Annotated in this window: 21 protein-coding genes and 1 tRNA gene; 16 read left to right on the forward strand and 6 right to left on the reverse strand. The window is 65.5% G+C overall.

The window, feature by feature from the left end; all coding sequences use genetic code 11:
* Positions 1-61 precede the first annotated feature (61 nt).
* Both N5J29_RS08795 and N5J29_RS08800 read left to right on the forward strand, forming a co-directional pair.
* Entirely contained in the window at positions 62-697 is a 636-nt protein-coding gene (locus tag N5J29_RS08795; protein WP_053516601.1) for a glutathione S-transferase N-terminal domain-containing protein, read from the forward strand.
* Positions 698-782: 85 nt separating this feature from the next.
* Positions 783-1235 (forward strand): ClpXP protease specificity-enhancing factor, encoded by a 453-nt coding sequence (locus tag N5J29_RS08800; protein ID WP_053516602.1) that lies wholly within the window; start codon positions 783-785, stop codon positions 1233-1235.
* Positions 1236-2168: 933 nt separating this feature from the next.
* Here N5J29_RS08800 and N5J29_RS08805 read toward each other — a convergent pair.
* The 4 genes from N5J29_RS08805 to N5J29_RS08820 all read right to left on the reverse strand — a co-directional run bounded on the left by N5J29_RS08805 (position 2169) and on the right by N5J29_RS08820 (position 4860).
* Positions 2169-2519, reverse strand: coding sequence for a DUF3301 domain-containing protein (locus tag N5J29_RS08805; RefSeq protein WP_053516603.1), 351 nt, complete (start codon positions 2517-2519; stop codon positions 2169-2171).
* 68 nt (positions 2520-2587) lie between these two features.
* Entirely contained in the window at positions 2588-3574 is a 987-nt protein-coding gene (locus tag N5J29_RS08810) for a DUF2272 domain-containing protein (RefSeq protein ID WP_053516604.1), read from the reverse strand.
* Positions 3575-3742: 168 nt separating this feature from the next.
* Positions 3743-4594, reverse strand: coding sequence for a carboxylating nicotinate-nucleotide diphosphorylase (nadC, locus tag N5J29_RS08815; protein WP_111186038.1), 852 nt, complete (start codon positions 4592-4594; stop codon positions 3743-3745).
* A complete protein-coding gene (locus N5J29_RS08820; RefSeq protein ID WP_005408847.1) occupies positions 4591-4860 on the reverse strand; it encodes a Trm112 family protein in 270 nt (89 codons plus the stop codon). Before N5J29_RS08820 ends, nadC begins: the two co-directional genes overlap by 4 nt.
* A 58-nt stretch (positions 4861-4918) precedes the next feature.
* Between N5J29_RS08820 and purE the strand changes: the two genes are divergently transcribed.
* The 3 genes from purE (at position 4919) to N5J29_RS08835 (ending at position 7003) form a co-directional block, all read left to right on the forward strand.
* A complete protein-coding gene (gene purE / locus N5J29_RS08825) occupies positions 4919-5422 on the forward strand; it encodes a 5-(carboxyamino)imidazole ribonucleotide mutase (protein ID WP_053516607.1) in 504 nt (167 codons plus the stop codon).
* On the forward strand, positions 5419-6564 hold the full coding sequence (locus tag N5J29_RS08830; protein WP_065175858.1) for a 5-(carboxyamino)imidazole ribonucleotide synthase: 1146 nt from the start codon (positions 5419-5421) through the stop codon (positions 6562-6564). The genes purE and N5J29_RS08830 overlap by 4 nt, the downstream gene beginning before the upstream one ends.
* 97 nt (positions 6565-6661) lie before the next feature.
* A complete protein-coding gene (locus tag N5J29_RS08835; RefSeq protein WP_053516609.1) occupies positions 6662-7003 on the forward strand; it encodes a carboxymuconolactone decarboxylase family protein in 342 nt (113 codons plus the stop codon).
* 58 nt (positions 7004-7061) lie between these two features.
* Here N5J29_RS08835 and N5J29_RS08840 read toward each other — a convergent pair whose 3' ends face one another.
* Entirely contained in the window at positions 7062-7640 is a 579-nt protein-coding gene (locus tag N5J29_RS08840) for a superoxide dismutase (protein WP_065181386.1), read from the reverse strand.
* A 121-nt stretch (positions 7641-7761) separates the two neighbouring features.
* On the opposite strand from N5J29_RS08840, the gene grxD reads away from it, so the two are divergent.
* The 11 genes from grxD to N5J29_RS08895 all read left to right on the forward strand — a co-directional run bounded on the left by grxD (position 7762) and on the right by N5J29_RS08895 (position 21945).
* The gene (gene grxD, locus N5J29_RS08845) at positions 7762-8082 is read left to right on the forward strand and encodes a Grx4 family monothiol glutaredoxin (protein WP_053516610.1); all 321 of its coding nucleotides are present in this window, start codon (positions 7762-7764) and stop codon (positions 8080-8082) included.
* Positions 8079-8855 (forward strand): SDR family NAD(P)-dependent oxidoreductase, encoded by a 777-nt coding sequence (locus N5J29_RS08850; protein WP_164152714.1) that lies wholly within the window; start codon positions 8079-8081, stop codon positions 8853-8855. Before grxD ends, N5J29_RS08850 begins: the two co-directional genes overlap by 4 nt.
* 233 nt (positions 8856-9088) lie before the next feature.
* A complete protein-coding gene (locus N5J29_RS08855; protein ID WP_164152712.1) occupies positions 9089-12322 on the forward strand; it encodes a TonB-dependent receptor in 3234 nt (1077 codons plus the stop codon).
* 252 nt (positions 12323-12574) lie between these two features.
* Positions 12575-13963, forward strand: coding sequence for a nucleotide 5'-monophosphate nucleosidase PpnN (ppnN, locus tag N5J29_RS08860; protein ID WP_065175860.1), 1389 nt, complete (start codon positions 12575-12577; stop codon positions 13961-13963).
* 162 nt (positions 13964-14125) lie between these two features.
* Positions 14126-14644, forward strand: coding sequence for a GspH/FimT family pseudopilin (locus tag N5J29_RS08865; protein WP_065181387.1), 519 nt, complete (start codon positions 14126-14128; stop codon positions 14642-14644).
* Positions 14641-15108, forward strand: coding sequence for a type IV pilus modification protein PilV (gene pilV / locus N5J29_RS08870; RefSeq protein WP_164152710.1), 468 nt, complete (start codon positions 14641-14643; stop codon positions 15106-15108). Before N5J29_RS08865 ends, pilV begins: the two co-directional genes overlap by 4 nt.
* Positions 15108-16295, forward strand: a complete 1188-nt coding sequence (locus tag N5J29_RS08875; protein ID WP_239519813.1) for a PilW family protein — start codon at positions 15108-15110, stop codon at positions 16293-16295. Before pilV ends, N5J29_RS08875 begins: the two co-directional genes overlap by 1 nt.
* A 7-nt stretch (positions 16296-16302) precedes the next feature.
* Positions 16303-16791 carry a PilX N-terminal domain-containing pilus assembly protein gene (locus tag N5J29_RS08880; protein WP_065181230.1) on the forward strand — a complete coding sequence of 163 codons (489 nt, stop codon included), beginning with the start codon at positions 16303-16305 and terminating at the stop codon, positions 16789-16791.
* Positions 16788-21365: a PilC/PilY family type IV pilus protein gene (locus N5J29_RS08885; protein ID WP_164152708.1), complete on the forward strand. Its 4578-nt coding sequence runs from the start codon at positions 16788-16790 to the stop codon at positions 21363-21365. The genes N5J29_RS08880 and N5J29_RS08885 overlap by 4 nt, the downstream gene beginning before the upstream one ends.
* A 23-nt stretch (positions 21366-21388) precedes the next feature.
* Positions 21389-21802, forward strand: coding sequence for a type IV pilin protein (locus tag N5J29_RS08890; protein WP_053516619.1), 414 nt, complete (start codon positions 21389-21391; stop codon positions 21800-21802).
* Positions 21803-21868: 66 nt separating this feature from the next.
* A tRNA-Asn gene (locus N5J29_RS08895) sits at positions 21869-21945 on the forward strand.
* Between the two features lie 57 nt (positions 21946-22002).
* Here N5J29_RS08895 and N5J29_RS08900 read toward each other — a convergent pair.
* Complete coding sequence (locus tag N5J29_RS08900; RefSeq protein WP_164152706.1) at positions 22003-22533, reverse strand: GspH/FimT family pseudopilin; 531 nt, start codon at positions 22531-22533, stop codon at positions 22003-22005.
* Positions 22534-22653: the final 120 nt, after the last annotated feature.

Here is a 22653-nt window from a genome sequence, read left to right on the forward strand (position 1 = left end):
GCCGGCACGGTGCTGGCGGCGCCGATGCGGCAGGCGGTCTCCTGTCGTAGGAGAGCCTTTGATGGCGGCGAGCGTACGCATGCGCAATACACTGACGCTGTTTTCCTCGAACGACGATGTACTGTGCCACCGTGTGCGCCTGGTCCTTGCGGCCAAGGGTGTGACGTTCGATTTCGTTGCGGTCGATCCGCAGAATCCGCCCGAAGACCTGATCGACCTCAATCCGTACCATTCGGTGCCGACCCTGGTCGAGCGCGAACTGGTGCTGTACGCCGCTTCGGTGGTGAGCGAATACCTTGACGAGCGCTATCCGCATCCGCCGCTGATGCCGGTCGATCCGCTGTCACGTGCACGCATCCGCCTGGCGATGCTGCGCATCGAGCACGACTGGGTGCCGCAGGTGCAGGCCATCCAGCTGGGCAACAAGACCCAGGCCGAGGCCGGGCGCAAGCGCTTGAAGGAGTTGCTGACCGCGTCGCTGCCGCTGTTCAAGGCCAGCAAGTTCTTCCTGAACCCGGAAATGAGCCTGGCCGACTGCGCGATGGCGCCGATCATCTGGCGCCTGCAGTCACTTGATGTGCCGTTGCCGAAGGACGGCAAGGCCATCGAGGATTACGGCAACCGCATCTTCCGCCACCCGGGGTTCGTGCGCAGCCTGACCGAGCAGGAAAAGAAGCTGCGCGACCTGCCCGTCTGAGCCGGCCGCTGCTTTCCCGTCTGCACGCCGACCGGCGTGCAGGCGATCCGCCCCGGTCGGGGCGTCGGGCGCGTACACTTCACGCATGACCGAAGACTTCTTCCACATGACCAGCCACCGCCCGTACCTGCTGCGGGCACTGGTGGAATGGATCAATGACAACCAGCTGACCCCGCACATCCTGGTCGACGCCGGCGTCCCCGGCGTGCAGGTGCCGCCTTCGGCGGTCAAGGATGGCAGAGTGGTGCTCAACATCGCCGAACGCGCGGTAGTGCGCCTGATGATCGACAACGAGATGGTGAGCTTCTCGGCGCGCTTTTCCGGTACCAGCTACCCGGTGCAGGTGCCGATCAGTGCCGTGCTGGCCGTCTACGCCCGCGAGACCGGGCAGGGCATGGCACTGCCGGATGACATTCCGGGCAGCGAACCGGCGTCGACCGGCGACGAAGTGCTGCATGACGACGACACGCCGCCGGAGGATACGCCGCCGGCAGGGCCGCCGCCGAAGGGCCGGCCGAACCTGCGCGTGGTCAAGTAGTTCAGAATTCGGATGCGCAAACGGATGTCGGCGAGGTCAATCGCCGACTCCATTCAATTGTCAGATTTGAAATCTATTGGCAGTAGTACTCGAGCGAGGTTTCCAAGACTCGGTCGTAGTAGTCGTTGGGATTATCGCCGCTTCCAAAGTAGACCAGTTCTGCCCGACGAAAGTAGGTCAATGCGTAGGTCCCGGGGACACTGCAGGAGGAGGGCAATGTTCCTGGAAGTTGGGGTTGGCCGACAATAGTGTAGGTGCGCTCCTCGCAGGAGTACCCACCACCCATGCTTTCGGGATCCGGGCGGCAGTAGCCGACGTGGGACCCGATGTTTGCCGCCCAGCCGGTGCTTACGTCAGTAGGGCATGACCCGTAGCCCTCGGGTCCAGTCTCCCCATAGGTGTAAACGCCAGTTGGTCCTGCTACGCCGCCGTGGCAGTAATTCGTCCAGAACACCGCGTATGGGGCTATTCCTTCCGAGTCCAGATGGAATGCCCGTCCCGTTTGCACCCATTGCCCAGCGAACGCGCTCGGCGCAAACGAAGAAATAACCACTAAGAATGTGGCGATCAATCCCACGCGAATCCAGCTTGCACCTTTCCGTAGCTGCTGATTGAGAATCATTGACATCAACATCTCTCCTTGATGTGCCTGTTACGCAGTCGAGTCTTTCGAGAGTGGGCGGTAGATCGCTAGCAGATCGCCGCCAAGGCGAGCGAAATCAACTGAATAGGGTGCCAGTTGCCGAGGGATTCCAGAAGCTCGCTCGCCTCAGGTTCTAACACGGGGGTATGCGATTATCAACGTGAAAAATTGCGTTTTCGCCTACTCGCCCGCATTTCCGCAGAAGGCGCAGAGGGCGCTGCCCCCATTTCAAAGGACGGGGAAGAGGTGGCCCGGGAAGGATCGGTCACGCGCTCTGCATTGCTCGAATCTCAGACATCCTCGGCATCGTCCACATCCGGCCGGATCTGGCTGATCCGCGCCGCGCCCGGGCCGGTGAACGACACCAGCTGATCGCCGCGCAGCACCATCCGGCCCACATGCCGATCGATGCCATCGTAGGAATATTCGAACTTGAAGGTGCGCTCGAAACCGAGCCGGCCATCCTCGCCGCGCGACAGGCGCAGGCCGGTGGCATGCACCGCCTGGTCCAGCCACTGCACATTGGCGGCGCGGCAGGCGTTGCGTCCCAGCTCGACCGCGCGCTCGGCGGCGGAGCGGGCAGCGTTCCAGAAGAAGTAGACGATGGCGCCGGCAATCAGCAACAGCAGCAGGGTGGGCATGGTTCCAGGGCGTCGGGTGTCGATGCGGCAAAGATGGCGGCGAATGCCTGCTGGATCAAGCAGAAGATTCAGTTCATCCGCTGCGGATCACCGGAAGCCGGCTGCACTGCGGGCGCTGTGGTCATCGGTGGCGTTGCCGCTGCCGGTGCCGGTGCGATCAACGGCGCGGTCGCAGTCAGCTGCAGCAGTGCGGCCCAGTCCTGGCGGTTGAAACTGCATTCGTCCTCGCGCCCCGGCGTGCAGCTGGGCTCGATGCCGGTGCTGTCGCGTTCGCGGGCCGCAGGCAACTGGATCAGTCCGGTCCGATCCAGCGGCAGCAGCCGCATCGCCACGGTGTTCATGACGTTGCCGCCTACCAGGTACAAGGTCTGGTCACCGCCGAGATTGGCCGCGACCACCACTTCGCAGTGCGACTTCCAATGGCCGACCGAGCCATTGCCAAGCGCCTGTACCAGTCCGCTGTAGCTGAGCGTGGTGCTGCGGTCGCGCAGGAAGCACAGAAGATCACCGGGGGCCGGCTTAGCCGTGGCTGGATCGGCCAGCCGGTAAGGCACGCCGGAAGGGCCACCCTGGTAGGCAGCACGGATGTAGTCGATGTGGCGCGGCGAGGTGTTGAAGCCGGGGACCCCGGCGCGCACCATCACCCAGGAAATGAAGGCAGCCGACCAGGGATTGTCGATCAGGAAGGCACGGCAGTCGCTGTCGGTATAGCGCGAGCCCAGTGGTGCGGCACAACTGCTGGCACCGGCGATGCTGCCCATGGCGTTGAGCGTCCCGCTGTCACGCCAGTAGTGGGAGACGCGCTGCCAGGCAATCAGGCCGTTGTCGGCCAGATGCTCGTTCTCGGCTTCCGTGACGCTGAGGCTGGCGGCGCGGCCATCGCGGTCGATGAAGGGGCGGAACCACAGCCGATGCTCGTTGCATGCCGCGTTGCGGATGGCAATGGCCAAGGGGCTCAGGCCGAAGCGCGGCGGGACATCACAGGCCTCGGCCGCAGCGGCGGACAAGGGCATTGACGCGAGCAGCAGACAGGCAGGCAACAGCATCCGGCGCATGCGCGGCTCCAGTGGGGGATGCGCGCAGCGTCGCAGCGCCGTCGTGAACGCCGGGTGGATCCGTCAATGTCGGCCGGGCATGGCCCGGCGCTCCCCAGTGCATGACGCGTCCGGTAGCGCCGGGCCATGCCCGGCGGGCAACGCGGTTGCGTCAGGCGTTACCGGGCCTCAACCCGGCGGTGGGCCCAGCTTCAGTGACAGATCGATGGCCTGTACATGCTTGGTCAGGCCGCCGATGGAGATGCAGTCCACGCCGTCCTCCGCGATCGAGCGCAGGCCGCCAAGGCCGACGCTGCCCGACACCTCCAGCGGAATGCGGCCGGCGGTGATGCGTACGGCTTCACGGCGCAGGTCGGGGCTGAAATCATCGAGCAGGATGCGCTCGCAGCCGGACTCCAGCGCCTGACGAAGCTGGGTCAGGTCTTCGACCTCGACCACCAGCGGCAACCGTGGCCATTGCCGACGCGCGGCCGCCACCGCAGCGGCCAGCGAACCGGCGGCACGGATATGGTTTTCTTTCAGCATCACCGTGTCGTACAGGCCGAAACGATGGTTTTCCCCGCCTCCGCAGCGCACTGCGTATTTCTGTGCAAGGCGCAGGCCGGGCAGGGTCTTGCGGGTGTCGAGAATGCGCGTGCCGGTGCCTGCCACGGCGGCCACGTAGCGCGCCGTGGTGGTAGCGGTGCCGGACAGGGTCTGCAGGAAGTTCAGCGACGTGCGCTCGGCGCTGACCAGGCTGCGGCTGCGGCCGTGCAGCAGCGCAAGTACCGTACCGGCAGTGACGGACTCGCCTTCGGCGATGCGCCATTCGATGCGCACGTCCGGGTCGAGCGCGCGGTGGGTGGCATCGAACCACGGCCGGCCGGCAATCACCGCATCCTGTTTGCACAGCAGGTAGGCGCTGTCAGCCTGGTCGGGCAGCAGGGCGGCGGTGACGTCGCCGCTGCCCAGATCCTCCGCCAGCGCGCGGGCGACATCGGCGGCGACGACGGCCGCATCCGGCGTCGGCAGCATGCTCATGCGGCCGGGAAGTCAGCGATCTGCGCGGTTGGAATGGCCTCCTCGGCCAGCAGCACCGGGATGCCGTCGTCGACCCGGAACACCTGCTTGCGGTCACGGGTGACCAGGGCCTCGCGCAGCGGCTGTGCCAGCGGGTTGCCGTCGGCCTTGTTCACCGCGCCGGCGGAAATCGCCTTGTTGAGGGCTTCCAGGCCCTTGCCATCCAGCAGGGACAAGGGCTGGCGGGTGTCCGGCGACACCAGCAGGTCGAGCAGCTTGCGATCCATGGTTCTTCGTCTTGCGTGGAAGACGGCTAGAATACGTCTTTAAGGCAGGTGACGGCCAATGACCCCCAATCCGAACGCGCCGCTCGTCGGCATCGTCATGGGTTCCCGCTCCGACTGGGAAACCATGCAGCACGCCGCCCAGAAGCTTGAGGCCCTGGGTGTTCCGTTTGAAGTGAAGGTGGTGTCCGCCCATCGGACGCCGGATGTGTTGTTCAGCTATGCCGAACAGGCGGGTGGACGTGGCCTGCGCGCGATCATCGCCGGCGCCGGCGGTGCCGCGCATCTGCCGGGCATGATCGCGGCCAAGACCGCGGTTCCAGTGCTGGGCGTGCCGGTGCAGTCCAAGGCGCTCAATGGCATGGACTCGCTGCTGTCGATCGTGCAGATGCCGGCCGGCATTCCGGTGGCTACCTTCGCCATCGGAAATGCGGGTGCCTCCAACGCCGCGCTGTTCGCCGCCGCGATGCTGGCCAGCGACCAGCCGGCCATCGGCCAGGCGCTGGATGCCTTCCGCACGCGCCAGACCGAAGATGTGATGGCCCACGACGACCCGCGCCAATGAACCTGACTGTCGGCATCCTCGGCGGCGGCCAGCTGGCCCGCATGATGGTCCTGGCCGGTGCGCCGCTGGGACTGCGCTTCGAACTGTACGATCCGGCGGCGGACGCCTGCAGCGGGCCGCTGGCACCGCTCACCGTCGGTGCCTTCGATGACCGCCAGGCGCTGGCGGACTTCGCCGCCAAAGTCGATGTAGTGACGTTCGACTTCGAGAATGTGCCCGCGGACAGTGCGCAGTGGCTGGCCGAGCGGGTGCCGGTGTATCCGCCGCCCGCAGCGCTGGCTGTAGCGCAGGACCGCCTGAGCGAGAAGACGCTGTTCCAGCAGCTGGGCATTCCGCTGCCGCCGTTCGCCGATATCCGCAGCCGCGAGGAGCTCGCCGCGAAGGCGGCCGCGTTCGGCCTGCCGTGCATCCTCAAGACCCGTCGCCTCGGCTATGACGGCAAGGGCCAGTTCCGGTTGCGCAGCGAAGCCGACATCGACGCTGCCTGGCAGGCCCTGGGCGCCCAGGTCGAGCACACCGGCCTGATCCTGGAGGGCTTCGTGGCTTTCCAGCGCGAGGTCAGCGTGGTGGCCGTGCGCGGTCGTGACGGCGGTTTCCAGGCCTGGCCGGTGACCGGCAACTGGCATGTGGATGGCGTGCTTTCGGCCAGTGTGGCGCCTGCTGTGCTGTCGGCCGCCGAACAGGATGCCGCCATCGGCTATGCCCGACGGCTGGCCGAGCATCTGCAGTACGTGGGCGTGTTCGCTCTGGAGCTGTTCTGCCGGGACGGCGAACTGCTGGCCAACGAGATGGCGCCGCGCGTGCACAACTCCGGCCATTGGACCATCGAAGGCAGCGAGACCTCGCAGTTCGAGAATCATCTTCGCGCCGTGCTGGGCCTGCCGCTGGGCAGTACCCGCATGCTCGGCCACGCCTGCATGCTCAACTGGCTGGGCGAGATGCCGGACCCGGCGCCGGTGCTGGCCCAGGCCAGCGGCCACTGGCACGATTATGGAAAGCAGCCCCGCGAAGGCCGCAAGGTGGGCCACGCCACGCTGCGCGACGACCAGGCCGGCGCACTGGCCACGGCGCTGGAACAGGTGGGCGAGGCACTGGGGCGCCAGCTGCAGGTCGCACCGGCGGTGCGGGCGCTGCGCGGTTGACCGCGACGCGGAAGCGCAACGCTGTGACGCGCCGATGCACGCATCGGCGCATCAACCAGGGTGATAGCGTAAGGCTCCTTTCCCCGGAGTCATCGTCATGCTCGACTGGAACGAATACCGCAAGGAACTGAAGGGCCGTATCGGCGAGATCGGCAAGCTCTCGCCGGATACCATCAAGGGTTACGCCACTCTGGCCAATGCCGGTGCCCAGACTCACCATCTCGATGCAAAAACCCGCGAACTGATCGCGCTGGCGGTCGCCGTGACCACCCGTTGCGACGGCTGCATCACGGTGCACGTCGATGCCGCGCTCAAGCAGGGCGCCAGCCGCGAGGAGATCGCCGAGGCGCTCGGGGTGGCGGTTTCGCTCAACGCGGGCGCGGCACTGGTGTACTCGGCCCGGGTCATGGATGCGGTGGCGGCGCACGAGAGCGCCTGATGCCCGCCGTGTCGCCAGGCATGGCCCGGTGCTGCCGGGCGACGCCCGGCGGATGCTCTCAGCGCAGCCGGCCCTCGGCGAATTCCCAGTTGACCAGCTGCCAGAATGCCTCCAGGTAGCGCGTGCGGTCGTTCTGGTAGTCGGTGTAGTACGCGTGTTCCCACACGTCGCAGCACAGCAGCGGCGTGCTGTCGCCGGTCAGCGGGGTGCCGGCGTTGCGGGTGGCCTGGATGCCAAGCTGGCCGCCGGGATGCTGCACCAGCCACACCCAGCCGGAGCCGAACAGGCCCAGCGCGGTACGGTTGAACTCCTCGCGCAGGCGCTGCACGTCGCCGAACTGGCGCTTGACCAGCTCGCCCAGCCGTCCCTGTGGCTCACCGCCGCCGCGCGGGCGCAGGCACTGCCAATAGAAGCCGTGGTTCCAGGCCTGGGCCGCGGCGTCGAACAGGGCGCCCTGGGCATGACGGACGATCTCCTCCAGCGAGGCCTCTTCCCATTCGGTGCCGTGGATGCCGGCATTGACCGCATCGACGTAGGCACGATGGTGCGCGCCGTGATGCAGTTCCACGGTCTGCGCGGAAAGATGGGGCTGCAGGGAGCCGGACAGGTAGGGCAGGGCAGGCAGTTCGACGGGCATGGACAGGTTCGTGGACAGAGGGGCGGCGGCAGCCGGTTCCATCCGCTTACAATGGCGGCTACCTTGGGCAGTCTAGCCGACCATCGCGGTCGGTTTGTCCGGCGAAGCAAGGAGTGTGGTTGTGGCGGTAATGCAGCAAATCCAGGCCGAGGTCGATCGTTACCCGCTCGTGCTGTTCATGAAGGGCACCCCGCAATACCCGACGTGCGGCTTCTCCAGCCGCGCCGTACAGGCGCTGATGGCTGCCGGCGCCGTCTCCCTGCGCACCGTCAATGTGCTGGAGGAGCCGGAAATCCGCGCGAACCTGCCGCGTTTCTCCAACCTGCCGACGTTTCCGCAGCTGTTCATCAACGGGGAGTTGATCGGCGGCTGCGACATCATCATGGAGCTGTTCGAATCCGGCGAGCTCAAGCGCATCGTCGAAGAGGCGACCCTGGGATGAGTGCGCCGCCATCGACGTCACCGACCAACGGGGCGCTCGATGGCCGCCCGTTGCAGGACCGCGTGGTGCTTGTGGCCGGTGCCGGTGGTGGCCTCGGAAGTGCCGCCGCAGTGGCCGCCGCCAGCGCAGGCGCGACCGTGGTCCTGCTGGGGCGCAAGCCGCGCCGGCTGGACCGGGTCTACGCCCAGGTGCAGGCAGCCGGTCCCGAGCCCCTGCTGTATCCGCTGGATCTGGAAGGGGCCGGTCCCGATGACTACGCCGACCTCGCCCAGGCGCTGCAGACGGAGCTGGGGCGACTGGACGGGCTACTTGTCTGCGCCGCCCACTTTCCGGGCTTGACCCCGTTCGAACTGGCCGACCCGGCAAGTTTCGCCCGCGCCGTCCACGTCACCCTGACCGCACCCGCCTGGCTGGCGCAGGCCTGCCTGCCGCTGCTGCGCCAGCGCGAGGATGCGGCGCTGGTGTTCACGGTCGATGACCCGGAACGGGTGGGGCAGGCCTACTGGGGAGGCTATGGCGCCGCCCAGCATGGCCTGCGCGGCCTGATCGCCAGCCTTCATGATGAGCTGGGCCGCAGTCCGGTCCGGGTCAGCGGCCTGTACCCGGGGCCCCTGCGCACGGCCCTGCGCGCCCGTGCCTACTCGATCGACCAGGACCCGGCTGCGCAGGGGCCCGAGGCCGCCGCCGCCGCGGCCGTGACCCTGCTGTCCAGCGCCGGCTCGGCCTGGCGGGGGCAGATCCTGGATGCAGGCAGCGCACGCCCGGCAGGGTGAAGGGCGACGTAAGGCGGAATGAAGATCCCGTCATGATTGCGTTGCGATCCGGTGCCGTTTGTCGCACAACCGTCACATTGATGGCGTAGCGTGTTAATCTAGTGTTAACCGTTATGGCTGCCTTCAGCCAACACGGTCGGGAACCCCAGATCACTGTCCAGTCGGCCACCCGCAAGGCCGCTTGGATGCGTCTTTTTTTCCGCCATCGCCAACTCGTATCGAGGCTACCCTAGATGACCCACCCACTCCGGATGTCCAAGCTCACCCTTGGTCTCGTGGCCGCACTTGCTGCCGCTCCCGCCTTCGCCCAGAGCACCTCTGCAGGTGTCGGCGGCCAGGTCGTGTCCGCCGCTGGCCAGCCTGTCGCCGGTGCTGAAGTCACCATCACCCACACCGAGTCGGGCACCGTTTCGCGCGCCACGACCGATGCGTCGGGTCGTTACAACGCGCGCGGCCTGCGCGTGGGTGGTCCGTACACCATCACCATCACCAAGCCGGGTGAAGGCACCAAGACCGAAGAGGGTGTCTACCTGAACCTGAACCAGGTCAACACCGTCAATGCCAACCTGACCGGCGACGTGGCGGCCACCAACCTGGACGCCGTGAATGTTGTCGCCACCGCGGGCGGCCTGGACATCTTCAGCGCCACCAAGATGGGTACCGGCTCGAACGTGACCCGCGAAACGATGGACGCGCTGCCGTCGGCCAACCGCAACATCCAGGACTACATCCGCCTGGACCCGCGCATCTCGCAGGTCAGCAAGGCTGACGGCGCGATCTCGGCTGGCGGTCAGAACACCCGTTACAACGCGATCCGTATCGACGGCATCAGTGCCTCCGATCCGTTCGGCCTGGGCTCCAACAACCTGCCGACCGAGCGTCAGCCGGTGTCGATGGATGCCATCCAGGAAATCAACATCGATCTCGCGAACTACGACACCACCATCGCCGGTGGTACCGGTGCGGTGATCAATGCCGTGACCAAGTCGGGTACCAACGAGTTCCATGGCACTGTCTACGGTTCCTACCGCGACAAGGACATGGTCCGCGAGGAACTGCGTGGCGAGAAGTTCAACGGCTTCGAGGACGAGAAGACCTACGGCATGACCTTCGGCGGCCCGATCGTCAAGGACAAGCTGTTCTTCTTCAGCAACTACGAGAAGTACGAGCGTTCGGCCGCTGGCATCAGCCTGAGCGACACCCCGATCGGCAAGGGCACCATCACCCAGCAGCAGATCACCGACGTCCAGAATTTCCTGGGTGGACTCGGCTATGACCCGGGCAGCCTGACGGCACCGAACAGCAAGACCGAAATCGAAGAGTACGCGGTCAAGCTGGACTGGAACATCAATGAAAACCACCGTGCGGCCCTGCGCTACAACAAGATGGAGCAGAACGTCGTCCGCTTCCCGCAGGTCAGCACCAGTGCGATCTCGCTGAGCAACTTCTGGTACCAGCAGCCGACCGAATACGAAACCTGGATGGGCGAACTGTTCAGCGACTGGTCCGAGAACTTCTCGACCGAGTTCAAGGTCTCGCACAAGGATTACTCGGCCAACCGCGTTCCGCTGGTCGACATGCCGCAGATCCGCATCCGTTCGGGTAACGACTCGCTGTACGTCGGTACCGAGCAGAACACGCACGTCAACATCGTGGAATCGAAGGAACTGAGCGCCTTCGGTGCCGGTACCTGGTACATCGGCGATCACACCGTCAAGTTCGGCTTCGATTACTCGAAGAACGACCTGATGAACTTCTACGGCCGCAACCTCAACGGCGTCTACGAGTTCAACAGCGTCGAGGACTTCCTGAACGGTCGCATCGCGCGCTACCAGCTGCGTGCCCCGCGCGCCGGCGGCAGCCGCAGTGATATCCCGGCAGACTTCACCCTGAAGAACACCGGTGTGTTCGTCCAGGATACCTGGGCCATCAACTACAACCTGAGCCTGATGTTCGGTGTCCGCGTCGACATGCCTGACTTCAGCAGCCAGCGCCTGTACAACCCGCGCATCGAGCAGCTGTACGGCTTCAACAACACCCAGCTGGTCGACAAGAACCTGGTGCAGCCGCGCGTCGGCTTCAACTACACCTTCGACAGCGAGCGCCCGACCCAGCTGCGTGGCGGCGTGGGCCTGTTCGGCGGCGCTGCCCCGAACGTGTGGCTGGCGGGTGCCTACCAGAACACCGGCCTGAACTACATCGAGTACGATGAGCGCAACCTGACCAGCGGCTTCACCCCGGACGGCAACAATCCGTACATTCCGGCTGGTGGCCCCGCAGCTGCGCGCCAGAACGTCGACATCATCGCCCCGGGCACCCGCCTGCCGTCGGTGTGGAAGGCCAACCTGGCGTTCGACCATGAGCTGCCGTGGTACGGCATCGTGGCGTCGGCCGAAGTCCTGATGACCAAGGTCAAGGACGGCATCTACTTCGACCGTCTCGACGTTTCGGCGCCGACCGCTTACGGCCAGGACGGTCGTGCGATCTACTGGGATGCGAATGGCCGTAATCCGGCAAACAGCCGCATGTCGGGTGGCACCAACTTCGGCATGACCACCGGCACCAACCGTGCCACCGACCGTGCCAACCGTCCGAGCGACATCGGCGACGTGCTGGTCATGCGCAACACCGACAAGGGTCGTGGTACGCAGGCCACCTTCTCGCTGGCCAAGCCGCTGACCGAGAACTGGGGCTGGTCGCTGGGTTACACCTATACCAAGTCCAAGGAAGTCAGCCCGCTGACCAGCTCGCAGAACACCTCGAACTGGAACAACACGCTGATCTTCAACGCCAACGAAGACGTGGCCTACGACTCGCGTTACGCGATCAAGGACCGCATCACCGGCACCCTGGAGTGGAAGCACAACTTCTTCGGTGACAACGCCACCCGCGTCGGCCTGTTCTACGAAGGTCGTTCGGGCCGTCCGTACAGCTACATCTTCTACAACGATGCCAACGGCGACGGTGCTACCACCAACGATCTGTTCTATGTGCCGAGCGGCCCGGGTGACGTGCTGTTCGGTTCGGTGGTCGGTGGTCGCTTCGTGCAGAGCGCGCAGATGGAGCAGGACTTCTTCAACTGGCTGGCGCAGAATCCGGAGCTCGATGCCTACCGTGGCAGCGTGGTCCCGGCCAACTCGCACCGTGCCAAGTGGATCAACACCTTCGACGTCCGCATCAGCCAGGAGTTCCCGGGCTTCGTGAGGAGCCACAAGGGTGAGATCGCGCTGGACATCATGAATGTCGGCAACCTGCTGAACAAGAAGTGGGGCCTGATCGACGACTACGGCTTCTACGCCACCCGTCGCGTCGCCAACTACGCGGGTATCGACCCGGCGACCGGCAAGTACGTGTACTCGTTCACCGGTTCCACCGACAACCCCGCGATCCAGGAAAACAACAACGACAAGGGCAACACTGCCGTGTCGCGCTGGTCGATGCAGCTGACCCTGAAGTACAAGTTCTGATCCGTCGGAACATCACGCAGTAGACGGAAACGGCCGGGGTAACCCGGCCGTTTCCCGTTCGGGTGAAAGTTCTTGCAGTGGCCACGACATCGGCGTAGCATCCGGTTTCGTGCGCGGCGCCGATGCCGCAGATGCGGTCCCGGAATGGCGAACGCGGTCAGCACACATCCAACGGTCGGGATTCCCGGCCGTTTTGCTTTTTAAGGGGGCGGCAGTACAGTCGGAAACCTTGAAGGAAGCGAAACGTTGGATATGACCACGAACGAAAAGGCAGCCCGTGCGCTGCCGGTGCAGGACGCGCGGATCTACCCGCGCGGTGGGCTGGATGTGCTGTCGCGGGCAGAGGTGGCGCGCCTGCGCGACGCCTCCGGCGGCGGCATGCACGAGCTGCTGCGCCGCTGCGCGCTGGCTGTGCTGACCAGCGGCAGTGCGTCGGATGATCCGCGCGCGGCGCGCGATCTCTATCCCGACTTCGACATCCAGGTCGCGCAGCAGGATCGCGGTGTGCGCATCGACCTGGTCAATGCGCCGGCGATGGCCTTCGTCGATGGCGAAATCATCCGCGGCGTGGCCGAACTGCTGTTTGCCGTGGTCCGCGACCTCGCCTACATGGCCATCGAAATGGGCCCGGCCTACGCGGCCGAACTGGAGTCCTCCGAAGGCATCACCAACGCGGTGTTCGGCCTGCTGCGCAACGCGCGCATCCTCAACCCAGGTGACCCGAACCTGGTGGTCTGCTGGGGCGGTCACTCGATCTCGCGCGACGAATACCTGTACACCAAGCAGGTGGGCTACGAGCTGGGCCTGCGCGGCCTGGACATCTGCACCGGCTGCGGACCGGGTGCGATGAAGGGCCCGATGAAGGGGGCCACGATCGCCCACGCCAAGCAGCGCAAGACGGTGACGCGCTACATCGGCCTGACCGAGCCGGGCATCATCGCCGCCGAATCGCCCAACCCGATCGTCAACCACCTGGTGATCATGCCGGACATCGAGAAGCGCCTGGAGGCGTTCGTCCGCATCGGTCACGGCATCATCGTGTTTGCCGGTGGTGTCGGCACCGCCGAGGAGATCCTGTACCTGCTCGGTATCCTGCTGCGCGACGAGAACAGGGACCTGCCGTTCCCGCTGATCCTGACCGGCCCGACCGTGGCTGCGCCGTATTTCGAGCAGATCGACCGCTTCATCCGGCTGACCCTGGGCGATGCTGCCGCCGAGCGTTACGAGATCATCATCGGCGACCCGGTTGCCGTGGCCAGGAAGATGTCCGCCGGCATCAAGCGCGTGCGCGAGCATCGTCTGGCGCAGAAGGATTCGTTCTTCTTCAACTGGTCCATCGAGATTCCGTGGGAGTACCAGCAGCCCTTCGTGCCGACGCATGAGGCCATGGCTGCACTGGATCTGCACCATGGGCGTGCGCCGCATGCCCTTGCGGCGGACCTGCGTCGTGCCTTCTCCGGCATCGTTGCCGGCAATGTGAAGGAGGATGGCATGCGCCGCATCGAGCAGTTCGGGCCGTTCCAGATCCACGGTGACCCGGACATGATGCAGGCCCTGGACGCGCTGCTGCGCGCCTTCGTCGAGCAGCGCCGGATGAAGATCTCCGGCGAGTACCAGCCCTGTTACCAGGTGCTGGCCTGAGACCGTGCCGGCGCGATGGGGATCGCGCCGGCAGCGGTGGGGAAGGGCGGTTCGTCAAGCGTTTGACGCCCGTCGCCCCGGATTGACCGTTCATCCTGCCGCCGCTTGCTGGCGGCAGGGCGATGGCCCATGGTGGCGATCAATACGCTGGGGAGCGTCCACATGTCTTTGCGCCGGCAGAACGGCTTCACGCTGGTTGAGTTGATGATCGCGGTGGTCGTGCTGGGCGTGCTGGCGACGATCGCGTTTCCGAGCTTCCAGAGCACCATCCGCTCCAACCGCATAGCCACCACCAGCAATGACCTCATCGCGTCGATGGCGCTGGCCCGCAGTGAAGCGGTGAAGAACCGCAGGGGCGGCGGCGTGTGTGCCTCTGCCGGAGGCACGTCCTGTGATGGCGACAGCTGGACCGATGGCTGGCTGGTCTGGGCAGACAGCAACGGCGACGGCGCGCTCAGTGCCGGCGAAACCGTCCTGCGCTACAGCCCCGGGCGTTCGGCGCTGGTCGCCGTCGGTACGCCCGACCTGTCGGTGAGTTTCGACCCGCGGGGCCGCAATCGCGCCAATGCCACGCTCGACCTGACGCTGCGCCCGGACAACTGCGGCAAGCAGCCGCTGCAGCGCACGCTGCGCCTGTCCCCGACCGGGCAGGTGCGTCTGTTGAAGGAGGACTGCAAGTGAGAACGCCGCGTTTCCGTTCCCCGCGCCAAGCGCAGGGCGGCTTCAGCCTGATCGAGGTATTGATCGCGATCCTGGTGCTGGGTGTCGGTTTGCTGGGTTTCGCACTGCTGCAGACGATGAACGTGCGCTTCGTGCAGAGCGCCAACTATCGCACCCAGGCGACCAACCTGACCTACGAAATGCTTGATCAGCTGCGGATGAACCGCTCGATGGCACCGTCCTACGTGGGCGACTACACCGCGACCACCGCGGCCAAGAACTGCCTGCCACCGGTCGGCAACGACATCGGCAAGGACGCGTTCACCCTGGACTGGACCTGTCGTCTCGGCAAGGCGCTGGGGGACGGGGCCACGGCCAAGGTCGCACGTGCCGGTACCCAGTACACGGTCAGCGTGACGTGGGGTGACGAGCGATGGAACGCGGACGCCAGCGATACCACCTTCAGTGCCGGGAGCCGCCTGTGATGCGTGTGTATTCCCCGGCCCGTCGCATGGCCGGCCTGTCCATGGTCGAACTGATGATCGCGCTGACCATCGGCGTGATCGTCATGCTTGGTGTCGTCCAGGTGTTCGCGGCCTCGCGTGCTGCCTATCAGCTGTCCGATGGCCTGGCGCGCGTGCAGGAGAACAGTCGCTTCGCCATGGATACCCTGCAGCGCGAACTGCGCATGGCAGGTCATTTCGGCTGCGTCAACGATCAGGCCCGGCAGTCGCCGGATGGCGTCTCGCTGTTTACGACGTTCGCGGCCACGCCTCATCCGGCTCTGGACTTCCAGCGATCCATCCAGGGCTACGAGGCGACCGATACGGCGCCCGGCGATGCGGTGACGCTGCCGGCCACTCCGGCGACGGGCGGCACCGCCTACACACCCGCATTGCCCGATGAATTCGCTGCGGCGCTGCCCAACCGGGTCAACGGCAGCGACATCGTCGCCCTGCGATACCTGATGCCGGACGGCGTGCCGGTCACGGCTTCCGGCGGTACCGTCGCGCAGCCGGTTTTCAGTTTCGACAAGGCGCGACTCGCCGTGCTGCAGAGTGGCGTTGCCGATTCCGGGCTGTACGGCGCTGCCGACTGCGCCAGCGCCACCGTTTTCCAGGCGCGCAGCATCGACAAGGCAGGGGGCACGATCACCTTCGGCGATGCACCGAACAATGCGAGCAACTTCATCCGTCCGGTGACCGCAGGCCAGGCGATGCTGCATCGTGCGGAAAGCGCTGTGTACTACGTGGGCTACGACGCTGCCAGCGCACGTTCCTCACTGTACCGTGTGCGTTTCAACGCCACGCCCAACGGTGCGCTGGTCGCCGGCGCGCCGGAGGCCCTGGTGGAGGGTGTGGAGAACATGCAGCTGCTGTACGGCCAGGATCGTCGCCTGACCAGTGCCTACCCGACCGGCTTCATTGATCGCCAGGGTACCGCTGCCACCGTGCAGGCATCGGCCAATCCCAACATCAACGCCTGGCGGCGCGTGGGCGCCGTGCAGATGGGCCTGGTGATGGCCAGTCCCGATCCCTCGGCAGCCCCTCAGGCCGACCAGAATGCGGTACTGACCTCGATGGGCGTGACATTCACCGCGCCCGAGGACGGCCGCATGCGCGCCGTTTACCAGACCACCATCGCCCTCCGCAATCGCCTCTTCGGCAACTGAGGCCACCATGCATCCGCGCCCGCGCCCCCCCTCCTTCGCATCGCACCGCCAACAGCGCGGCGCGGTGCTGTATGTCGCCCTGATCATGTTGATCCTGCTGGCCCTGATCGGCATCGCCGGCATGCAGGTGACCGGCATGCAGGAACGCATGGCCGCCAACTACCTGCGCTCGAACCAGGCGTTCCAGAACGCCGAGGCCGACGTGCGTTCGCAGGAAGCGGCGATCCAGGCTGTCATCGACAGCGGCAAGATCTTCGAGGCCAACCAGGAAGAGTGCAGCCCGGTGTTCGACCCGGCGACCTGGGCCGATGGCAAGACCACGGCAACGGCGATCAATACCCGCCGCCTGGACAAATGCGTGCCGGTCGGGCCGCTGGGCCTGGGGCGGCGCAAGAACGAAGAGACCGAGAACATCTACCAGATCACCGTGTTGGCCAGTGACGATCCGGCCAATCCTTCTTCCAGCGCCGTCATCGACACGATCTTCATTCCATGAATACTCCGCGCCGATTCTCCCGCCTTGTCTCCTCCCCGTGGCTGCGTGCAGGCACCGCCGCTGCCGTGCTGGTGGGCGTGGGCGCACTGGTCTATCCGCTGTTCGCTGCGCTTGGCGACTATGACATCGCGCAGGAGCCGCTCTACAGCAAGAAGACACAGCCGCCGCTGATGATGATGGTGATGTCGCGCGACGAGCAGCTGTTCAACAAGGCCTACAGCGACTACAGCGATCTGGACGAGGACGGCACGCTCGACACCACTTACCAGGACAAATTCGACTACTCCGGGTACTTCGACTCCAATCTCTGCTACACGTACAGCAGCAGCCAGTTCAAGGCCACGGCCAAGGCGACCGGCACGCAGAGACACACCTGTTCGGGTACCTGGTCCGGCAACTTCCTCAACTGGGCGACCATGAGCCGCCTGGATGTGATGCGCTACGTGCTGTACGGCGGCCATCGCATCACCGATACCGCCAGCAAGACGGTGCTGGAGCGGGCGCAGATTCCCAACGACCTGCACGCCTGGGTCAAGGTGTACAGCGGCGCCGACATCAACAACTTCACCCCGTACAAGACGACCATGTCGTTCTGCAATGCCAGCATCAGTGCCACCGGCGCACCGCTGATGCGCGTTGCCAGTGGCAGCTGGGGTGAATGGGCCTCGACTGCCGGCTATCAGTGCATCGTGGGGCGCAGCGACGAGGGCAAGGATGACTCCCCCCGATCGGTCGCGGCCGACCTGAATGTCCGGGTTGAAGTCTGCGCCACCGGTTCTGGAACCTTCCAGGAAGCGTTCTGCCGCAAGTACAACGACGGCACCCGGGACTACCTGAAACCGGCGGGACTGCTGCAGTCCTATGGTGAAAGTGGCCGTCTGCGGTTTGGTCTGGTCACCGGCACCTATGTCAATCCGCGCGATGGCGGCGTGGTCCGTCGCAACATCGGCAAGATCGCCGGCAACGGCACGACCTTCTGCGCAGCCGGCGACGAGATCAACCTGTCCAATGGCCAGTTCTGCAACACGCTGACGGGCGGGGCCGAGGGCATCATCAATACGATCTCCAACTTCCGCATCGACCAGTGGAACTGGAAGGACAAATGGACTGACTGTGACGACTACAGCATCCTGAATCGCCAGGGCTTCGACGGCCGGGGCAACCTGACCGACCCGGGCAACGCATCCAAGAAGTGCAGCGCCTGGGGCAATCCGTTGGCGGAGATGTATGCCGAAGCGCTGCGCTACATCAAGGGAGAAACGAAGGGAATCTACAGCGCCAGCGGTGATCTCAGCGGCCTGCCCAATTCGGTGGCCTGGAAGGATCCGTACCGCTCGCCGAACGACGGCGGCAACTCCTACTGCGCTACCTGCAACATCCTGGTGATGTCCTCGGGCCTGCCGTCCTTCGACAGCGACAACATCGGTACGGTCACTGGCCTGACCACGGCAGCGGCGGCGACCGATGCGATCGGCAACCAGGAGAACATCACCGGTGGCAGCTACATGGCAGGCCGTGTCGGCCTGACCAATCGCTATGCCTCGATCAACACCCATGAGGACATCTGCCGTGCGGTCAAGGTGACAGGCCTTTCGCTCGTGCGCGGCATCTGCCCGGACGTGCCGTCCACGGAAGGCAGTTACCTGATCTCGGGGCTGGCCAAGGCCGCTGCCGAGACCGATCTGCGTCCGGGCGTGCAGGACAAACCCAACACCTACAAGCTGACCGCCACCACCTACACCGTGGCCATGGCTGAGAGCCTGCCGAAGTTCGAGATTCCGGTGGGCAATGGCAAGATCACCCTGGCCCCCCTGTGCCAGGCCAACAACACCGAAGGAGCGGGCATTAACAGCAGCGGCTGGCGCAGCTGTTTCCTCGGCTCGGTCGGCGTCGGCACCAAGCGATCAGCGGTATCGCCGAACTACGTCTATGGCCGTGACTACCGAGCCGATGGCAAGGCCGGCAGTTTCTCGCTGGTCTGGGAGGATTCGCTGTGGGGCAATGACCACGACAACGACGTGGTCTCCATGCTCAGCTACTGCGTTGGCAGCACCTGCAGCGACGGTGGCACGACGCCATTCCGCAACATCTGCTGGCGCTCCAACAGTGGTGAATGCAGCAACAACGCCGTTCGCAACAAGGTCGGCGAAGACGAAGTGCTGGTCCGCATCGAGAACCTGTCCGCCTATGCAGGCAACGCGATGCTGACCGGCTACACGATCGTGGGCTCCAATGCGGCTGACAACGTGCAGCGGCTGGTGCTGCGCCCCGGCAACCGCAACGGTTCTGTGCTGAGCACCAGCGCCGATCCGCCGGCTACCTGGACCGGCGCGGTCGTGATGCGCTACAAACTGGGTACCGGCCAGGCCGGGCAGCTGGAAAGCCCGCTGTGGTACGCCGCCAAGTACGGCGTGCCGGAAGGCAGGAAGTGGGACAGCAAGGTGCCGGGTGTACCGGACAACTACTTCCTGGCGCGCAATCCGGCCAAGCTGAAGTCCGCGCTGGAATCGATCTTCGACAGCGCTGCGGCTGGCGAGGCCCCGGTGGGTGGCAGCGGCACCGGCGCCCGTGTCAACGCCGGCTCCTTCACCGTGTCCGCGCACTACACGGTGCCGTCGGGCTCGAACGACTGGACCGGTGATGTCATCGCCAGCCAGACCACGAGCACCGGAGGCGCCGGCGCTGAACTGTGGCGTGCGTCGACCAAGATGAGCGCCTCCGGGCGGACCATCGTGATGTCGACCGCACCCACCTATGTGAACACGTCCAACCAACTGGTGCCGGTGGCAGCGGCCGATTTCACCGCCGACAACGTTCCCGGGCGTGATCGCGCCGAGAAGCTCGGCAACATGGGGCTCAACACGGTGCCGAACTGGTTCGGTTCGCACACCGTGGCGGATCTGGTCAGTTACCTGCGCGGCTCACCGGTGAGCGGTTTCCGCCCGCGCAGCTCACTGCTCGGCGATATCGTCAATTCCAGCGTGGAGATTGTGTCCAACAAGGACGACTACGGCTTCACCTCGTGGCAGGCGCAGGGGGGAGTGAGCTGGAAGACCACGCTCGGTTTGAGCTATCGGGCCTACCTGGCGACCAAGGTGGCAAACGGTGGCCCACCTTCGATGGTCTACGTCGGTGCGAACGACGGCATGCTGCATGGCTTCAATGCCAGCACCGGCACCTCGGCGGGCAGCGAGCAGTTCGCCTTCATTCCATCGGCTTCGCTGCAGCACATGGCGGAGCTGGCCAACCCCACCTATGGACATCGCTACTACGTGGACGGCGGACTGACCTCGTCGGACGTCTACTACGGCGATGCATGGCGCACGGTACTGGTCGGTTCGACCGGCGGCGGCGGCGCGTCGCGCGGGCCGTCGGCCACGGCAGTGGGCAACGGTTCGGTGTTCGCCCTGGATATCAGCAATCCGACCGGATTCACCTCCAGCAACGTGCTGTGGGAGATTTCCGGCAAGACCGAATCGGACCTGGGCTTCGTCATGGGCAAGCCGGTCGTGGTGCCCGTCGCCGGGCCCAATGCGGACAGTCCGCCCCGGTTCGTCGCCCTGTTCGGCAACGGTGTCAATTCCAGCACCGGCCGACCGGTGCTCTATGTGGTCGACATCCGCACCGGCGAGATCCTCAAGCGCGTGTACCCCACGGCGGGCAAGTATGCAGTCGCCAATGGCCTCAACCATGTCACCGCGGTAGCGCTGCACAACAGCAGTGGCCTGGCCGATACCGTCTATGGCGGCGACATGCAGGGCAACATGTGGCGCTTCGACCTGCGTGGCGGTGATCCCAGCGCCTGGAATGTGGCCCTCAACGGCACGCCGCTGTTCACTGCGGTGCGCAGCGCTGTCGCTCAGCCGATCACCGGCGCGATCGAAGTCTCGGCGGGGCCGGGCGGTGGCGTCAGCCTGTTCTTCGGTACCGGTCGCTACTTCACCGCTGACGACAATGCAGTGACCCGTAATTCGCCGGTGCAGACGCTGTATGGGCTCTGGGACAACCTCTCCACTGCCATTTCCAGCCGTGATTCGCTGGTGGGGCAGACCGTCAGTGCCAATGGTGCCGGCTTCCGTGACGTGTCGGGCAACGGCGTGGACTACGCGAGCAAGCGCGGCTGGTACGTCGACCTGATCGTGGGTTCCGACGTGGAGGGTGAGCGCTTCTTCGGCTATCCGACGCTGCAGGGCGGCGCGGTGATGTTCACCACCTATGTGCCCGGGCAGGCGGTCTGCGGCACCGGCGGCGGCACCAACTGGCGCTATCGCCTGAACATGCTGACCGGCCAGCCGGCGATGAGCGGCTTGACCGACGAGGTCGGCGGAAACGCGCTGTGCGGCGCCAACTGCGGTGCCGGTGCGCTGACCCGAGGCGGAGACATCGCAACCGGTGCCCCCGTGCTGTCCACCAATGTCAACAGCACCACCTTGAAGGGCTGCGATCCCAGCGATCCGAAGTGCACGGTCGATGGATCGCTGGACCGCTGCATCGTGGCTCTGAACACGCCGGGCGCGGATACTGCGTATGGCCAGCGTGCCTGTGGTCGCCAGTCGTGGCGCCAGATCCGATGACTACCAGGAATACGGGAGCTGCCATGCGCACATCCAGCAGACAACAGCAGGTAACGGGCTTCACCCTGATCGAACTGATGATCACCGTTGCCGTCATCGCGGTACTTGCGGCTGTGGCGCTGCCCTCCTACCAGCGACATGTGCTGAAGACGCACCGCGCGATGGCCAAGGCTGACCTGGTCGAGATCGCGCAGCTGCTCGAGCGGCATCACACCGTGCAGAACAGCTACGACGGATTCTCGCTGCCGTTCAGCCAGTCGCCGCGGCAGGGCTCGGCCCGCTATGCCATATCGTTCGACGGCAAGGCGACCGCCGGGACCTATACCCTGCAGGCGGTTCCGGAAACCGGCCAGGACAAGGACGCGTGCGGCACGCTGACACTCGATCAGGCGGGCCGCAAGACGCCGGACAGCAAGACCAACCCGGAGTGCTGGTAAGACGGCAGCGGCGAGTGTGGAAGGGGCTTGCACCCCACTTCTGGAATTGGCTAGAATGCGCACCCCGCCCGAATAGCTCAGCCGGTTAGAGCACTTGACTGTTAATCAGGGGGTCGTTGGTTCGAGTCCAACTTCGGGCGCCAGTTTCGAGAAAGCCGCGAGCAATCGCGGCTTTTTTCGTTGGGGCAGGCCGCGCCGGATCAGCAGGGCGTAGGCACGCGTGGGCGCAGGCTCCGGATCCGTCCGGGGATGTTGATGATCACGCGGCTGTGTTCCAGGCCCTGCACGCACAGCACGATGGACTGGTTGGTGCCGGCGTTGCGCCCGTCAGTGCGGAATCGGATGTGGGCGCGATGGTCGCTCGCCCGCAGTTCCACATGGCGATGGCGGTTCTCCAGGGTGTGCAGCAGGGTGGTCATTCCCCCGCTGGCCACCCGCGGCTCAACCTGAACGCGCCAGCCCTGGCTCCAGCGGTTGTCGCAGCGGCTGCCGTCGCCGGAGCCGCACACGGTGACCGGGCGTCCCTCGGTGATGGCGGTGCTGCGCGCCAGCGACAGGCTGCCGACCAGCTGGGCACGCAGGGATTCGGCCTGCAGCTGGCGCATCGCGCGCTGCCAGGGGCGCCAGGCCACAGCCAGCAGTACGCACAGGATCATCAGGACCACCAGCATTTCAGGCAGGTGGAGCCCCCGGGCCTTGCGCGCGGGGTGTTTGCAGAGGGTCTGGAGCATGCCCCCAGCCTGCCGGCCCCGCCGGCCGGTCTCCATTGGAGGTTGGCGCGTCGGGGTGTCCGGCTTCCCCTCAGCCGGCCGTCACCGGATGCCCCGTATACTGGCCGTTCCCGGGATCTG

The organism is Stenotrophomonas sp. GD03680 (assembly GCF_029844625.1).
In the GTDB taxonomy this organism is placed as follows: Bacteria; Pseudomonadota; Gammaproteobacteria; order Xanthomonadales; family Xanthomonadaceae; genus Stenotrophomonas; species Stenotrophomonas maltophilia_P.

What these genes read in the sequence shown, in the direction of transcription:
- N5J29_RS08800 (WP_053516602.1), top strand. Translation starts at nt 783, where the DNA reads ATGACCGAAGACTTCTTCCACATGACCAGCCACCGCCCGTACCTGCTG.
- N5J29_RS08835 (WP_053516609.1), top strand. Translation starts at nt 6,662, where the DNA reads ATGCTCGACTGGAACGAATACCGCAAGGAACTGAAGGGCCGTATCGGC.
- ppnN (WP_065175860.1), top strand. Translation starts at nt 12,575, where the DNA reads ATGACCACGAACGAAAAGGCAGCCCGTGCGCTGCCGGTGCAGGACGCG.
- N5J29_RS08810 (WP_053516604.1), bottom strand. Translation starts at nt 3,574, where the DNA reads ATGCGCCGGATGCTGTTGCCTGCCTGTCTGCTGCTCGCGTCAATGCCC.
- N5J29_RS08855 (WP_164152712.1), top strand. Translation starts at nt 9,089, where the DNA reads ATGACCCACCCACTCCGGATGTCCAAGCTCACCCTTGGTCTCGTGGCC.
- N5J29_RS08795 (WP_053516601.1), top strand. Translation starts at nt 62, where the DNA reads ATGGCGGCGAGCGTACGCATGCGCAATACACTGACGCTGTTTTCCTCG.
- N5J29_RS08850 (WP_164152714.1), top strand. Translation starts at nt 8,079, where the DNA reads ATGAGTGCGCCGCCATCGACGTCACCGACCAACGGGGCGCTCGATGGC.
- N5J29_RS08840 (WP_065181386.1), bottom strand. Translation starts at nt 7,640, where the DNA reads ATGCCCGTCGAACTGCCTGCCCTGCCCTACCTGTCCGGCTCCCTGCAG.
- N5J29_RS08875 (WP_239519813.1), top strand. Translation starts at nt 15,108, where the DNA reads ATGCGTGTGTATTCCCCGGCCCGTCGCATGGCCGGCCTGTCCATGGTC.
- N5J29_RS08885 (WP_164152708.1), top strand. Translation starts at nt 16,788, where the DNA reads ATGAATACTCCGCGCCGATTCTCCCGCCTTGTCTCCTCCCCGTGGCTG.
- N5J29_RS08830 (WP_065175858.1), top strand. Translation starts at nt 5,419, where the DNA reads ATGAACCTGACTGTCGGCATCCTCGGCGGCGGCCAGCTGGCCCGCATG.
- N5J29_RS08900 (WP_164152706.1), bottom strand. Translation starts at nt 22,533, where the DNA reads ATGCTCCAGACCCTCTGCAAACACCCCGCGCGCAAGGCCCGGGGGCTC.
- N5J29_RS08890 (WP_053516619.1), top strand. Translation starts at nt 21,389, where the DNA reads ATGCGCACATCCAGCAGACAACAGCAGGTAACGGGCTTCACCCTGATC.
- N5J29_RS08805 (WP_053516603.1), bottom strand. Translation starts at nt 2,519, where the DNA reads ATGCCCACCCTGCTGCTGTTGCTGATTGCCGGCGCCATCGTCTACTTC.
- N5J29_RS08880 (WP_065181230.1), top strand. Translation starts at nt 16,303, where the DNA reads ATGCATCCGCGCCCGCGCCCCCCCTCCTTCGCATCGCACCGCCAACAG.
- N5J29_RS08820 (WP_005408847.1), bottom strand. Translation starts at nt 4,860, where the DNA reads ATGGATCGCAAGCTGCTCGACCTGCTGGTGTCGCCGGACACCCGCCAG.
- nadC (WP_111186038.1), bottom strand. Translation starts at nt 4,594, where the DNA reads ATGAGCATGCTGCCGACGCCGGATGCGGCCGTCGTCGCCGCCGATGTC.
- purE (WP_053516607.1), top strand. Translation starts at nt 4,919, where the DNA reads ATGACCCCCAATCCGAACGCGCCGCTCGTCGGCATCGTCATGGGTTCC.
- N5J29_RS08865 (WP_065181387.1), top strand. Translation starts at nt 14,126, where the DNA reads ATGTCTTTGCGCCGGCAGAACGGCTTCACGCTGGTTGAGTTGATGATC.